We start from the raw sequence: 13658 nt of genomic DNA on the forward strand, positions 1-13658 counted from the left end.
GGAAATGACTACTATTGTGCTGTTGCTGCTGGTGCCGGTGGCCGTGTGGCGCATCTACTCGCGCCTGAAAGCCATGCTGGTGCGCACCCAGTCCGAGCTGTGGAAGCACTACACGATGGCCGGCATCATGGCCGCCGCGCTGCTGGTGCTGCTGGTGCTCTCGATCGGCAAATGGCCGGCGCTGGGCGCGCTCGTGGCCGGCGCCGCGCTGGGCGCCTGGCTTGGCCGGCGCCAATTCGGCCTGACGCGCCTGCGCAACCTGCCGGAAGGCTTTTTCTATACGCCCGACCGCCGCCTGCCACTGTTGATCATCATGCTGTTCGTCAGCCGCCTGATTTACCGCCTGTTCGAGGCGTACCTGCATATGCACGACGGTATCGCGCTCGACCCGGACTTCCTCGGCAGCCCGGTCACCACCGTCGTCTTCGGCCTGCTGGCGGGCTTTTATCTGACCTACAGCGTGCTGCTGGTACGCTGGCACAAGAGCCAGACGCCATTACCGAAGCCGATCAACATCTTCGATATCAAGTAAAAAAAGGGGCAAGGAGTGAAGACTCCTTGCCCCTTTTACCATCCAGCCTTATAGCCGTCAGGCGGCTTTGGCGGCTGCCTTGCCAGCTTCCACATCCGCCGCGCGCCGTTGCAGCACGAAGATCGGCTGCGCCCACTGGGTGTCCTTCTTCTTTTTGCTGGTGATCAGCGTCAGTTCCGAAGGATCATAGACGTCGGTGTTGTGCGTGAGCGGCGTCGTCATCAGGTACTGGGCGTCGGTGTTCTTCAGGAACTCGCCCACCAGCTGGATGTTGCGGATATCGAGGTGGGCAAACGGTTCGTCGATGAACACGAAGCCGCCGGAACCCTCTTCCGATTTCAGCAGCGCGATCAGGAGCACCAGCGACTTCATCACCTGCTGGCCGCCCGACGCTTCGCCGTCGTTCATGCCGATGATGCCCTTGCCGTCGAACTTGAAGCGCACGTGCAGGCCGGCCTGCGACAGCAGGACATCGTCGTTTTCCAGCTTGACCGGATCGGCGTGCACCTCGATGCCGGCCAGTTCGCCGAGCTCCTTGATGTTCTTCGAATAGGTCTTGATGGTGTAGCGCAGCCGCTCCATGTAGGCCCCGCGCGCGTTGCCGGTGGCTTCGATGGCGCGGTTGTTCTGGTAGCGGCGCTCTTCGGTTTCCGACTGGCGCCCGCTCAGTTGCTCGTTCAGGCGCGTGTACTGGTCGATCACGGTGGCATCGAGTTCCCAGTCGCTACGGGCGAGACTCGCTTCGAGCGTATGCAAACGCAGCGTGACCTGGTGCGTGTTCTGGTGCTCGGCCACCAGCGCCAGGCGGCGCTCGAGGCGGCGCCAGGCCTTGGGCAGGTGGCGCCAGTTCTTGCGCAGCGTAAGCAAGGCGCGCGCGTGGTCGGCGCGCTGCTCGATCTGGCGTTTCAGGTTCAGGCGTGTGCCCGCTTCCGCTTCCGACAGGGCAAAGCGCGCGTTCTGGCACGTGGTGTCGGCACGGGTGCGCGCCACCACGGCGGTCTTGATCAGGTTTTGCAGCTCGCCCAGGCGGCTGCCCACATCGGTGCGCTCGGCGCGCAGCGGCACCGCGTTGCGCGCCGCTTCCTCGAACTCGTCGTGACGCGCCGCCATTTCCTTGGCCGCGTCCACGCCCGCCAGGCGGGTTTTCAGCGCGCTAATTTCGGACGCCAGTTTCGATACCGCCAGGGTCAGCGTATCTTCCTGCGCTTCCAGCGCGGGCAGCGCTTTTTGGATCGCTTCCATGCGCTGGGTGCGGCCGGCCGTGCCGAAGCGGTAACGCGAGGCTTCCACGAACAGCGAGCGGCCACCGCGACGTTCACGGTGATAGGCCTCGGGCGTGATCCACTCGTCGTTGTTACCGAGCCTGGCGCCGGCATCGACGCTATCGACGCGGGTGATGCGCGAAAGCTGTTCGACCAGCCACGCTGGCACCTTGGCAGCGAATTTGACCACCGACATCAGGCTGTCGTCGCGGGTACTTTGGGCGTTGACCAGGTCGGTGACGATGAAGTGGCGATAGCGCTCTTTTTCCGCCAGGCGGTAGGCCGAGGTGGCGTCGCCGGCTTTATCGAGCAGCACCACCGACGCGTAGCCGCCCAGCACACCTTCCACCGCGCCTTGCCAGCGCGGGTCAGTCACTTCGACGATGTCGGACAGCATGGCATGGCTGATGCCGGCGTCGTTGAGGGCGCGGCGCATGCTGCGCTGTGCTTCCGGCTCCGGCATCGCGGTCTTGCCCTGCAGCGCCGAGATGGTGGCCATTTCGCCGGCGATTTTCGAGGCGATGGCGTCGCGCGCATTGCGCTGGCGCGCCAGCTCGATTTCCTTCTCTTGCAGCTGCTGCGCCACTTCGGCCAGGTCGGCGCCGGAGTCGGCGGCCAGCTTTTGCAGGCGCGCCTTTTGTTCGAGCAGGCTGTCGAGCGGTTTCAGTTTGCCGTTGATCAGGTTCAGGCGCGATTGCAGCGACGTCGATTCCTGTTCCAGCACCGTCTCGTGCTGCTGCGCCTCGGTCAGCGCCTTGGCAAAACTGGTCACCGCGTTGCGCTTGTCGGCCAGTTGGGCGTCGGCCTGCTGCAATGGCTTACGCGCCTCGCGCAGCTGGCGGCTGATATTGCCCTGCTTTTCGCGCGCCTCGTGGTATTCCAGCGTGGGCAGCGCTTCCTCCTGCAGGTTGCGGCGCTCCTTGTTCAGGTCTTCCCATTGGTGGTAGTTGGCCACGCGCAGGCGCAGGCCTTCCAGGTTGGTCTTGGACGCGTCGAGTTCCGCTTCGAAGCGTTTCAGTTCTTCCTCGGTGTCGCGCTGGTGGCGCTTGGCTTCGTCGTAGGCGTCGAGCACCTCCTTGTCGCCAAACACCTGGAACACCAGGTCGAGCAGCTGACGCGGTGCGTATTCGCACAACTTGTCGGTCTCGCCCTGCTCCAGGGCCAGGACCTTGGCCATGGCCGGCGACAGGCCGGCGTTGGCCAGGCGCTTGCGGTAGTTTTCCACGCCGAGCCAGTCGTTGCCGACGTCGCCGATGTCTTCGATCTGCACGTTACCGGGCCGCATCAGGTACTGGCGCTTCCAGTCGCCGCCGTTCTTCTGGATCTGGCAGAACAGCGTGACTTCGTCGTCGCTGAAAAAACCGGAACTGCGGAACGGGCGATTCGACAGCTGCCGGCCGACCGCCTTGTTATCGACCACGGCGCGCAGCCAGGCCGTTTGCTGGCCGCTGTGGCGCGCATAGTGCTTATAGGTGCGGCCCATCGAGCAATCGAGGCCGAACAGGGTGCGCAGCGCGTCGAGCAGCGTGGTTTTACCGGAACCATTCTGGCCGGCGATGGTGATGATCTTGGCGTCGAGCGGGATGTTCTTGATGCGCTGCCAGTAATCCCAGTGGACCAGCTCCAGCGATTTGATATGAAACATGGCTTAATCCTTGGGTGGTTCTTGAGCGTCGTCGAAGGGTACATCGAAGACCGGTACGGCATTGCCATCGGCGTCGTAGTCGGGGTTTTCCATCTCCGGCTCGATCGTTTCCACGGCATTCGGCGCATCGTCCTCGTACGCGCGCGGCTTCGGTGTGCGGCGCGGCACGGCCATCTCCTGCGGCGGCGTGCGTTTGAAGACGTCGGCCAGCGCGCCGTTGATGATGCGTTCTTTCAGCAGGTCGGTATCCATCAACAAATCGAGCAGCGGGCCTTCGAGCACCACGTCGCCGCGGCGTTCGATGAAGCCGAGCTTGGCCAGAATGGACAGGTTCATGTCCAGCCGCGTCTTTTTACCGAGCTTGTCGCCGAAGTCGGCCAGCAGCGCCTTGTAGGCGATGCCGATCGAGGTGTCTTCGGCGCGCGGCAGCGGGCGCTCGGTGCCGAACATGTCGTTCTGCTTGTCGTCCGCGTGCTGGTGGTTTTCCTGGCGCTCGCGCTTGGGCAGAATGATCTGGGCCCACAGCACGACCAGCAGGGCCACGCCGTCGCGCGACAGGCCGAAGTTATTGTTCTGCCAGACGTCCTTGGCGCCGAAAATCTTCGGTTCGATATTGCGCGTCAGGGCCACGGTGACATGGTCGGCATACACGTTGTCGAGCAGTTTCAGGCCCACGGCCAGCAGGCGCGCATCGACTTCGATGCGGAACTGTTCGTCCGCGAGCGCGCGCTTGACCAGGCGGTCGTCGCGGCGCAGGGTCTGATGCGCGAGCAGGCGCGCGATCAGGATTTGTGCATCATCATTCATCGGACTTGTCGCCTTCCGGGTTCAAAGACAGGGTAAGCGAAGCGAGGGACATCGCCGCGACGTGCAGGTCGGGCAGTTGTACCATTTCGTCGCTCGGGGTAAACGTGACGGGCAGGCGCGCCAGGTCGCCGGTGGCGCCTTGCAGGCGCGCTTCGTCGGCGTCGCCCAGCAGCGGCAGCATCGAGGCGCGGTACGACGCCACGGCAAACGACGCCGGCAGCAGCGATTCGTGCACCTGGATCGAGGGCGCCGCACCGTCCACGCTGGCGGGGAATTTTCCGGGCGCGGTAAAGTCGGCCAGGCGGGCCAGCCATTCGTCGAGTTCTTTTTGCATCGGTGGTCCGTCGCTGATGGTGGTGGGCGCATCTTCGCCGCTGGGCAGACCGCCCTGCACGGCGCTGGCGGCGCGGTCGGACAGCAGTTCGGCTTCGGCCACGTCGATCATCTCCGCCGGCGTAATAAACTGCGGCACCACCGGCAGGTCGATGGCGCCCACGGCCAGCGAGGCCAGGTCGTCATGCAGCAGCAGCCAGCGCTTGATGTCGGTGGTGGACAGGCCGGACTGGCCCAGGTGCACGCGCTGGCGCTCGATCTGGTTCAGCGCGCGCGAGAACATGCCCTGCATATTCAATAGCGACGACTGCGCGCGGCCAATCGCTTGCGCTGCGCGGTGCGTGGCGTGGTCGGCGTTTTCGTCGCTGGTGATCGCGCGCAGGATCTCGGAGCCCTTCTCTACCCAGTCGCACGCCACGTGCCACTTCGCCTGCGATTCGCGCAGGCGGAACTCGGAGCCGGATGCGATGGCGTCGGCAAATTCCTCGGTCAGCTCCACCAGGCGGCCCAGCAGGTGGTGCAGCTGCTCCACCGTGACGCCACCCATCATTTGCGAGCCGGCCACCTGCGACAGCAGGTAGCCCATGTCGGCCGGGTCTTCCTCTTTGCCCATGGCCAGCAACGCGTCGATGGCGGACAGCACGTTGCGCGCCATCGGCGTGACGCGATAGACGGCCTGCTGCGGATCCCACGCCAGCAACTGGTTGGTGCGCAGGCGCATGAGCACCGTTTCAAGGCTCTCGGGCAGCAGGTAGGCCAGGCGGGTGTTGATGTCCGGGCGCGTAAAGCTGGCCGACGCCGTGTCGGACGCCAGCTCGCGCAGCACCAGCAGGCGCACCAGCACGCCGTCGAAACCGCCGTGGAACAGCGCCGTAAACACTTGCAGCAGCGGCTGCGCGCGTTTCAGGTGGTAGACCTGCTCGATTTCATCGGCCGAGATATTGGGCTTGAAGTGGGCCTGCAGGCCGTCCTGTTGCGAGTCCAGCGCCGGGTCGGGCGCGGACTCGGTTGTCATAGTTTCTATCATTCTTTGCCATGTTGGTCGCAACAATCACCGCATTAAGCAGCCTGCCGGACTTGGGATCGTCAGCTGCTCACGGGGGCGACAGTATAGCAGTTGCGATCTTGCGCTTACTTTTTGGTGAATTTATCAAGTGTCTGGTCCACGTAGTCGCCATCGGCGTCCTTGAACACCACGCGCACCGGGTACCAGTTCATGGACGGTGCCAGCCACAGGTCCACCTGCGAATCCTTGTCGTCGGCCTGCTGGCGCACCAGGTGCAGGGCGCTGATCTCGTTGCCGCCCACGGTGATGTTTTCGGTCTTGAGCACCTTGAACACCCACTGCTCGGCATTGCGGCGCGCGGTGACAAAGTACGCCCACTCGCTGCCTGGCTTGAATTTATCGGGCGTGGCGCGGGCGTTGGCGGCCAGTTGCCACTGGATGCTCACCCGATCCTGTTCGCCGCCCTTGATCGGATAGGTTTCGTCGCCCACGCTGAAGCTGATGGTTTTCGTGTCGCGTTTAAAGGTGGCGGTGGTGGCTTCCTTGCGGAAGCGCTTTTCCATGAACGACACCGGCGCCAGGCCGTAGTCGTCGATGGCGCCCTCGCTGCGGGTTTCCAGGATCTTGCCGAAGATCGGCGCGCGGCTTTCGGCCGCCACCGAGTACTTGCCGTCGCCGGCGCGCCACTGCACGGTGGCCGTGCCGTTGATGGTGAGGCCGTGCTGCTTGGCCTTGATGGCGTAGGTCAGGTCCGCCGATGGCGGTGCGCTGAACGGGCGCTTGACGGCCGGGTGCTCGCTGTCGGCGGCATGGACGCCGGTGGTCACGGTGCCCAGCGCCAGCATGGCGGCCACGCTCAGCGCGTAAAAAGTATGGTTGATTTTCATATCATTGTCCGGTAGTTGTTATTTTGGAGACGGTCTGCGTGGTGAGCGCGCCGCTCGCTTCGGTATTGCGTATCTGGACCGGGTACCACTGCATGCCCGGCGCCAGCCAGATGTCGAGCCGCGACGAATACGTGCCCGGCTTCGGGGGCCGCGTCAGGTGCCAGGTGACCAGCTTGCCCATCTTCGTGTTCAGTTCATCTTCGCCCACCAGCTGGAAGCGGAACAGGGCGGCTTCCTTGTCCTCCCCTACCTGGATGTCGATGTCGCCGCCAAACTGGTTGATGTCGGCGCGGCCAATGCCGGCCAGCTGGAACGGCACCGTGGCCTTGTCCTGCGCGCCGGCCAGCAGCGGGTAGCTGCGGTCGGAAGCCGAGAACGAGATCGTGTTCGCACCAGCCGCATTGCCGCCGCCATTGCGGTTGAAGTGGGTAGCGGTCTCGGACCGGCGCGCGCGCTTTTCGGTGGCTTTGTCGGGCGCGATGCCATGGTCGTCGATGGCGCCCTCGCTGCGCAGCACCAGCAGGTTCAGGCGCGTGACCAGCAGGCTCACGCCCGCTTCCACCGACGCCCGGTAGCGGCTGCCGTCAGTATGCCATGTCATCACGGCAGACCCTGTCCATTTGGTGCCGTCGGCATCCACCCGTGCCACGTCCATGTCGAACGTGGCCGATGGCGGCAATTCCACCTTGTAGCGGCGCCCGCCCTGCGGGACCGGTTCGGCGGCCGCCGGCGCGGGTGCGCTGGTGGCCGTGTCAGGCGCTGCTGCCGGCGCTGCAGCCGAACCTTGGGCCGCCGCCGGCTCGGGCGCGAGCGCCAGTTCCAGGTCGGCGGTGTCGATGGCCGGTGCAGGCGCTGCGCTATCCACCGGCGTGATGGCCGCTCCCGCCTGCGCCTGCGCTGGCACCGGCGCCGGTGCACGCGGCCTGGCGAAGGCCGGGCTGGCGACGGGCGGCTTGGCAGGCGTTTTGGCGGCAGGCGGCTTGGCGGCAGCATCAAGCGGCGCAATCTCCTGCAACGGCGCGCTGGCCACGCGCGGCGGCAAGGCCAGGCGCACTTGCGCGGTCACTACCGACGGCGACGCGTTGACGGTGGCCGATGCCGCCAGGTGGCTTGCGGCCCAGTCGATCGCCAGTCCGTGCAGCACCACCGTGGCCGCGCAGAACAGCACCATGCGGCGGCGTTGGGAAAGGAAGGAGGCGATCGTCATGGCGCTAGTTTAACGTGTTCGGCCGAATGCTTCCGGCGCGGCCTTTGCGTGGCGGTTGCCGGCAGCAAGCAACGTTGCCAGAAAACTTTGATCGGTACCGCGTTATCTGCTACGCTGAACCAACTACTACAGGAGACTTTCATGGCCCAACCGCAGATGCCGCATATTCCCGGCGCAGCAGTGATGAACGACACGCTCGATTTCGTGAAGAACCTGTGGGGTAGCATGGGCGTGCCCGGCCTGACCACGCCCACCCTGTCGGTCGATGAACTGGACAAGAAGATCAACGACCTGAAGGCGGTCGAGGCGTGGCTCAACCTGAATATGAACATGCTGCGCGGTAGCATCCAGGCGCTCGAGGTGCAGCGCAACACCATCGCCACGCTCAAGTCGGTGGGCGCCAGCCTGGCCGCCGCCGTCAATCAAACCGCCGCGCCAGGGCAGGCGCCGACCGCCGACCACAAATCGATTTTTGATGCCAACCCGTACACCTCGGCCTTCTTCCAGCATGCGCGCGAAGCGGACAAGCAAAAGCCGGCCGCCGAGCAGCCACCGCCGCCACCGGCCCCGGAACCCAAGGCAGCAGCACCGGCAGAAGACGCGCCGAAGCAGACCGACGCCACCGCCGGCGCAGCCGCGCTGTGGTGGAATCTGCTGCAGGATCAGTTCAAGCAGGCGGTATCGACCGCTGCTGCATCGGAATCGATGATGGCCGAGACGGCAGCGAAGTTCGCTGCCGCAGCGACGGCCAAGCCGCCAACCGAAGCAGCACCACCAGCCACCGAGGCGCCGGAGCCGGCACCAGACAAAAAGCCCGCCGCCAAGCGTGCAGCGCCGAAGCCGGTCAAGCCGGCATCTGGTAAATAGAAATTACGCCAGGCGCAGAATGCGGATGGCGTCGATCAGCCCATCGGCCTGGCGCGTGACTTTCTGGACATCGATCAAACCTTCTTCTTCGAGCAGCTTGGCGCTGTCGAGGGCGCCCTGGAAGCTCTCGATGGTGTCACCCTTGGCGGCGACCGGCTTTACCCAGGCTACGCTGCCGATCTTCATTTTCGTATAGACTTCTTTTGCGATATCGCGCATAAATTTACATCCTCTCTCTTGGTGGTGCGTACTTGATTGCCGCACCTGTTTTAATTCATCTAAACGGTTTAGCGGTCCGGGACCGCGCCGTTGGCTGCCTCGTATTCGCTGGCGGCGGCTGCCGCCACCACGCCGGACACCGGCGCCAGCAGCGCCAGTTGTTCCATCAGCTGGGCAAAGCGCGGCTGGCCAGGGGCGATGGCATCGACATGCATCAGCACCTCGATCGCCTCGTCGGCCAGTTCGCGCACGTAACCGGTTTGCTGCAGGCGCGAGATCAGGATCTGCGCCGAATTGAACAGGATGCGCATATTGTGCGGCAGCGCGTGGCGCGCCACGCGCATCCAGTCGATGGCCTCTTGCAGCCGCTCGGACTTCCACAGCAGCACGCCCTTGTTCATCATGTCGGCCGCTTCCTTGCGCGATGAGCGGATCAGCTCCGTGCCCTCGTCGCCCATGCGCGCCTTGTCGAAAATCTTCTGCAACTCGTCCATCAACGGCACGTTATCATGGTTGTTGCGCGCAATGTAGCACAGCAGTCCCACCGGCGCTTCCTTCACGCCCACCGCGAACAGCAGGGTCGCCATGTCCAGGCACGTGGCGGTGTCGGGCCGGTGGCGGCTTTCGTCGGCCAGCATGCTTTCCAGTTCATCGCCCGATTTGCGCGCGCGCCGGAAGTCGCCCGTCTCGTGGTACACCAGGCCCTCGGTGATCTTGGCGCGCAAGGTGACCTGGTCGCCGCCGAACTGGTGGACCGCCGCGTTGAGCAGGCGGATCGCTTCCTTGGTGTCGTTCTTCTTGCCGCACACGCGCGCCATGCCGAAGTATGCATCGACCGTCTTGGCCACCGAGTACTCGCCGATGTCGATACATTTGCGGAACGCCCGCTCCGCCACCGGGATGTTCTCGAGCCGCAGCGCGGTCTGGCCCAGCGTGCGCTGGCGCGGCACCGAGTTGGGCGACAGCTTGGCCGCCTTTTGCAGCACGTCAAACGCTTCCTCGTGCTTGCCCTGCAGCTGGAACGCGTGCGCCAGCTGATCGAACGCGTCGATATAGAAGCGGTTGTCGGCGATCACCGCCTGGAACATCTTCTGCGCCTCTTCCACCTCGCCGTCGTGCATCATGATCTTGGCCAGGCCGCAGCGCGCCCAGTTGTAGTCGCGCTCTTCGAGCACCTGTTCGTACACCTTGCGCGCACCCAGCGGGTCGCCGGCCTTGAGCTGCAAGGTGGCCTTCATGCGCAGCAGGTCGATCGCGTGCAGCGGGTTGACGGGAATCTGTTCCTCGCACAGGCGCGCTGCGCGCAGGTAGTCCTTGTCGGCGTAAGCCTGGTCGATCTCGCTGAATATCTGCTTCTTGATCCACACCCGATTGAGGCGCGTGAGCAGCACTCCCTCGGTGATCGGCTTGATGATGTAGGCGTCGGGCTGGTGCTCGGCCGCGCCCATCACCGACTCCACGCTTTTTTCGGCGGAGACCATCAGCCACACGCTGCTGGGCAGGATCAGGTTGCGGATGCGCGCTTCTTCAAGTACCTGCTGGCCGTTCTTGCCGTCGCCCAGGTTGTAATCGCACAGCACCACGTCGTAGCGGGTTTTGGCCAGCAACATCATGCCCTCGCCGCCGCTGGCCGCCTGGTCGATATGCTTGGCGCCCAGGTTGCGCAGCGACTCGCGCAGCAGTTGGCGGATGCCGACGAAATCGTCGACGATCAGGTAGCGCTTCGCGCCCCAGTCGATCTCGCCGTCGCTCTGTACCATGGCTGTCATGGCAGCCGCAGGACGAAGCAGCCGCCGCCCAGCTCACCACCATTTTCCAGGGCGATGGCGCCGGTGCGCTGGCGGTGGCGGTGCATGCGCGCCACCTCGCTGGAAAAGTACAGCCCCAGGCCGCTGCTGTTGCTGGAGAAGCGCACCTGCACGTCACGCACGTCCATGGCTTGCGCGCCGGCTGCCAGCATCGTCGGCGGGAAACCGTCGCCATTGTCTTCCACCCGCAGTTCCAGGTAGTCGCCGTCCACCCGCACCGACAGCCGGATGCGATCGCGCGTGTAGCGGATGGCGTTGTTGATGGCGTGGACCAGCACCCCGATCACCAGTTCTTCGTCGAAGGTCCAGATGGCGTCCGGCGCAAAGTCGGTTTCAAAGGCGATGCCGCGCGATTGCAGCAGGATGCGCGCCTGCCCTTCCACCTGCTCGACCAGTTCGCGCACGCTGCGCGGGCCGGGATCGAACGGGTAGCCGGGCTTGCCCACTTCCTTGTACAAGGCAAGCAACTGGATCAGGCTGTCGTTCAGGCGGCGCGTCTGGTACAGCATCTGGCCCAGTTGCTGGTACTGCGCCGGCTCGGGGGCGGCGGGGACAGGTACAGCTGCGGTCGCAGGGACGTTGGTCAGCAGGTGTTCGAGCGTGCCACTCAAGACGCTGATCGAATTTTTCATGTCGTGCACGGTCGACGCCAGGAACATCAGCAGTTCCGGCGAGCCTTGATAGTGCTGGGACAAGTCGTCATCCATCGCGTCGCTCTCCGTGGATTCAAACCGGGATTATAACGCACGGTTTGCGGGCGGAACCCGGCGGTTGCAGGGCTACTGGCTGCGGCGCCGCTGCTTGAGCAGGAAGCGGCCGGGGTCGAGCGCCTCTGCCAGCGCAGCCTCGACCGGCGCGGGCGCGCCTTCCAGTTGCGACACCAGCAGTTCGGCCATCAGCGGCGCCCAGATCAGGCCGCGCGACGCATAGCCGAGCAGGCCGTACAGGTCCGGGTGGCGTGGCACGTCGCGCAGGTGCTCCAGGCGACCGGCCGATTCGACATCCGGCAGCGCGCCGGCCAGCGGCAGGCGGTCCGGTGCTGCGCTGCGAAAGCCCACCCGGCCGGCCAGCGGCGCGGTATCGATCAGGGCCGCCACGTGCGCACCCGGCACGATCTCCGCCAGCCGCGCCAGGTTTTCCCGCTGGCTGCTGGCGCGCAGTGCACGGTCGTCGTCATTGTCGTAGGTGGCGCCAGCGCAAACGATGCCGTCGGCAGCCGGCGTCACGTACGCTTCGCGGCAGACGACGAGCGGCAGTTGCGGGGCACTGGTCCCCACGGCCAGGTGGGTAACCTGGCCACGCAGCGACTGCAACGGCAGCTGGGCTGCCTGGGCGATCTGCACGGCGCCAGCGCCGTTGGCCAGGATCACCGTGGGCGCTTGCGCCAGCAAGGCACCGCCGGCGCCCTCCACCAGCCATTCGCCGTCACCGGTGCGGTGCAAAGTGATCGCCTCGCTGCAAAACACGCGCTGCAGGCGGTCACCGCAGGCGTCCAGCATGGCCGCGCACAACGACGACGGTCGCGCCCAGCCGCCTTGGGCGAACAGCCAGCCGCCGTGCGGTGTGGGGCCGCCCAGCAGCGCACCCGCTTCCGTCGCGTCGGCCCAGCGTGCGTACGCCGGCGGATAGTTCCAATGGTCGAGCACCGCGCGCTGGACGGCGGCGTGGCCGGCATCGCGCGCCAGTTGCAGTACGCCGCAGTCGGCGCCGATGAAGGCGTTGCCCACGCCGCCCAGCCGGCGCCACTCGCGCAGCGCGAACAGGTAGGCGGCGCGCGCCAGGCGGGTGGGAATGTTGTCGTCTTTCGACAGCAGCGGCATGAAGATGCCCGCCAGGTTGCCGGACGCCTCCTGCGCCGGCAGCGCGTGGCGCTCGATCAACGTCACCTCCCAGCCGCTGGCGCACAGGCGGCGACAGGCGCTGGCCCCCGCCAAGCCGGCGCCGATGACCACCGCGCGTTTATCGCGCAACTGTGGCGCGGCTGGGGCAGCAGGTGATGCTGCGCGAGCGACAGGCGGCGAGTGGCGGCCCCGGTACTCGGCGGCAATATCGTCACCGCCATCTACCCGGCGGCAGGCGAAACCGGCAGCAACCAAGGCCCACACCAGCAAGTCATCGGGCGCGCGCGCGTCAAGCGTGGCGCCGGGAACGGCCAGCCGCGCCAGCGTGCGCGCCTGCCCGGGCGCCAGCGCGCCAACGTGAAACGCATCGACGCGGGCCAGCACCTGCGGCAGCACGGCAGTCATTTCGCCCGCCAGCAGGTCCAGCGTGACGCGGCCGTCGTCGAGGATGATGCGGTGAAAACCCGGCACGTCGAGCGGCCACAGGGCGCGCAGCTGCGGATCGGCGATGGTCGCCGCATCGGCCACGCGCGCGGTCAGCGCAAGGTAATGGAGCCGCTTGTTGTCCTGCAAGTGCTGCACGCGCGCCTGCGCAAAGCGCGCACCGTCGCCAAATTCGGTGTCGAGAACGACGTGCGACACGGTCATCGGTGGCGGCAGAAGCAGTCGACGTCATGGTCGTCCACCATGCCGATGCCCTGCATGTACGCATAAACGATGGTCGAACCGACAAACTTGAAGCCCAGCTTGGCCAGGTCTTTCGACAGCCGGTCCGACAGCGCGGTCTTGATGATGCGCTCCCCGGTGTTGTTGACGATGGGCTGGCCATCGACGTAAGACCATAGCAGTTGATCGAGGCTGCTGCCACCCGCGCGCAGGCGCAGGTAGGCCTGGGCGTTGGTGATGGCCGCCGCTACTTTGAGGCGGTTGCGCACGATGCCGGGGTTGGCCAGCAGTTCGGCCACCTTGTCCGGGCCGTAGGCGGCAATTTTTTCGGCGTCCCAGCCATCGAACGCGGCGCGGTAGGTTTCGCGCTTGTTGAGCACCGTTTCCCACGACAGGCCGGCCTGGGCGCCTTCGAGATTCAGCATCTCGAACAGGCGCAGTTCGTCGTGGCACGGCACGCCCCACTCGGTGTCGTGGTATTCCAGGTACAGCGGGTTGGTGGGCTTGGCCCATGCGCAGCGGATGATGGTCATGATGGATTTTTGTCGGGAAGCGAACCCGCAGTATACAACTCTGCA

At 65.4% G+C, this 13658-nt stretch carries 12 protein-coding genes; 2 read left to right on the top strand and 10 right to left on the bottom strand.

Annotated features, from left to right (window positions below):
- Positions 1-4: 4 nt before the first annotated feature.
- Positions 5-532, top strand: coding sequence for a hypothetical protein (locus F8197_RS17890; RefSeq protein ID WP_227012312.1), 528 nt, complete (start codon positions 5-7; stop codon positions 530-532).
- A gap of 57 nt (positions 533-589) precedes the next feature.
- On the opposite strand, the gene F8197_RS17895 is transcribed toward F8197_RS17890, so the two are convergent.
- From F8197_RS17895 to F8197_RS17915, 5 genes are all read right to left on the bottom strand, one after another.
- Positions 590-3439, bottom strand: coding sequence for an ATP-binding protein (locus tag F8197_RS17895; RefSeq protein ID WP_152883047.1), 2850 nt, complete (start codon positions 3437-3439; stop codon positions 590-592).
- A 3-nt stretch (positions 3440-3442) separates the two neighbouring features.
- Complete coding sequence (locus tag F8197_RS17900; RefSeq protein WP_152883048.1) at positions 3443-4246, bottom strand: hypothetical protein; 804 nt, start codon at positions 4244-4246, stop codon at positions 3443-3445.
- Complete coding sequence (locus F8197_RS17905) at positions 4239-5594, bottom strand: hypothetical protein (protein ID WP_373922151.1); 1356 nt, start codon at positions 5592-5594, stop codon at positions 4239-4241. The genes F8197_RS17900 and F8197_RS17905 overlap by 8 nt, the downstream gene beginning before the upstream one ends.
- A 116-nt stretch (positions 5595-5710) precedes the next feature.
- Positions 5711-6472 (bottom strand): DUF3108 domain-containing protein, encoded by a 762-nt coding sequence (locus tag F8197_RS17910; RefSeq protein ID WP_152883049.1) that lies wholly within the window; start codon positions 6470-6472, stop codon positions 5711-5713.
- Between the two features lies 1 nt (position 6473).
- Complete coding sequence (locus tag F8197_RS17915; protein ID WP_152883050.1) at positions 6474-7679, bottom strand: DUF3108 domain-containing protein; 1206 nt, start codon at positions 7677-7679, stop codon at positions 6474-6476.
- Positions 7680-7820: 141 nt separating this feature from the next.
- On the opposite strand from F8197_RS17915, the gene F8197_RS17920 reads away from it, so the two are divergent.
- Positions 7821-8546, top strand: coding sequence for a PhaM family polyhydroxyalkanoate granule multifunctional regulatory protein (locus F8197_RS17920; RefSeq protein WP_152883051.1), 726 nt, complete (start codon positions 7821-7823; stop codon positions 8544-8546).
- Between the two features lie 3 nt (positions 8547-8549).
- On the opposite strand, the gene F8197_RS17925 is transcribed toward F8197_RS17920, so the two are convergent.
- The 5 genes from F8197_RS17925 to F8197_RS17945 all read right to left on the bottom strand — a co-directional run bounded on the left by F8197_RS17925 (position 8550) and on the right by F8197_RS17945 (position 13613).
- The gene (locus tag F8197_RS17925) at positions 8550-8765 is read right to left on the bottom strand and encodes a hypothetical protein (protein ID WP_152883052.1); all 216 of its coding nucleotides are present in this window, start codon (positions 8763-8765) and stop codon (positions 8550-8552) included.
- Between the two features lie 68 nt (positions 8766-8833).
- Positions 8834-10534 (bottom strand): tetratricopeptide repeat-containing response regulator, encoded by a 1701-nt coding sequence (locus F8197_RS17930; RefSeq protein WP_152883053.1) that lies wholly within the window; start codon positions 10532-10534, stop codon positions 8834-8836.
- Positions 10531-11280 (bottom strand): sensor histidine kinase KdpD, encoded by a 750-nt coding sequence (locus F8197_RS17935; protein WP_152883054.1) that lies wholly within the window; start codon positions 11278-11280, stop codon positions 10531-10533. The genes F8197_RS17930 and F8197_RS17935 overlap by 4 nt, the downstream gene beginning before the upstream one ends.
- 72 nt (positions 11281-11352) lie before the next feature.
- Positions 11353-13062 (bottom strand): FAD-dependent 5-carboxymethylaminomethyl-2-thiouridine(34) oxidoreductase MnmC, encoded by a 1710-nt coding sequence (gene mnmC / locus F8197_RS17940; RefSeq protein WP_152883055.1) that lies wholly within the window; start codon positions 13060-13062, stop codon positions 11353-11355.
- Positions 13059-13613, bottom strand: coding sequence for a DNA-3-methyladenine glycosylase I (locus tag F8197_RS17945; RefSeq protein ID WP_152883056.1), 555 nt, complete (start codon positions 13611-13613; stop codon positions 13059-13061). The genes mnmC and F8197_RS17945 overlap by 4 nt, the downstream gene beginning before the upstream one ends.
- Positions 13614-13658: the final 45 nt, after the last annotated feature.

The sequence above is a fragment of the Duganella sp. FT27W genome, assembly GCF_009295655.1.
Taxonomy (GTDB): Bacteria; Pseudomonadota; Gammaproteobacteria; order Burkholderiales; family Burkholderiaceae_D; genus Rugamonas; species Rugamonas zoogloeoides.

Coding starts and splice junctions, on each gene's coding strand:
- F8197_RS17890 (WP_227012312.1), top strand. CDS start 5: ATGACTACTATTGTGCTGTTGCTGCTGGTGCCGGTGGCCGTGTGGCGC.
- F8197_RS17895 (WP_152883047.1), bottom strand. CDS start 3,439: ATGTTTCATATCAAATCGCTGGAGCTGGTCCACTGGGATTACTGGCAG.
- F8197_RS17900 (WP_152883048.1), bottom strand. CDS start 4,246: ATGAATGATGATGCACAAATCCTGATCGCGCGCCTGCTCGCGCATCAG.
- F8197_RS17905 (WP_373922151.1), bottom strand. CDS start 5,594: ATGACAACCGAGTCCGCGCCCGACCCGGCGCTGGACTCGCAACAGGAC.
- F8197_RS17910 (WP_152883049.1), bottom strand. CDS start 6,472: ATGAAAATCAACCATACTTTTTACGCGCTGAGCGTGGCCGCCATGCTG.
- F8197_RS17915 (WP_152883050.1), bottom strand. CDS start 7,679: ATGACGATCGCCTCCTTCCTTTCCCAACGCCGCCGCATGGTGCTGTTC.
- F8197_RS17920 (WP_152883051.1), top strand. CDS start 7,821: ATGGCCCAACCGCAGATGCCGCATATTCCCGGCGCAGCAGTGATGAAC.
- F8197_RS17925 (WP_152883052.1), bottom strand. CDS start 8,765: ATGCGCGATATCGCAAAAGAAGTCTATACGAAAATGAAGATCGGCAGC.
- F8197_RS17930 (WP_152883053.1), bottom strand. CDS start 10,534: ATGACAGCCATGGTACAGAGCGACGGCGAGATCGACTGGGGCGCGAAG.
- F8197_RS17935 (WP_152883054.1), bottom strand. CDS start 11,280: ATGGATGACGACTTGTCCCAGCACTATCAAGGCTCGCCGGAACTGCTG.
- mnmC (WP_152883055.1), bottom strand. CDS start 13,062: ATGACCGTGTCGCACGTCGTTCTCGACACCGAATTTGGCGACGGTGCG.
- F8197_RS17945 (WP_152883056.1), bottom strand. CDS start 13,613: ATGACCATCATCCGCTGCGCATGGGCCAAGCCCACCAACCCGCTGTAC.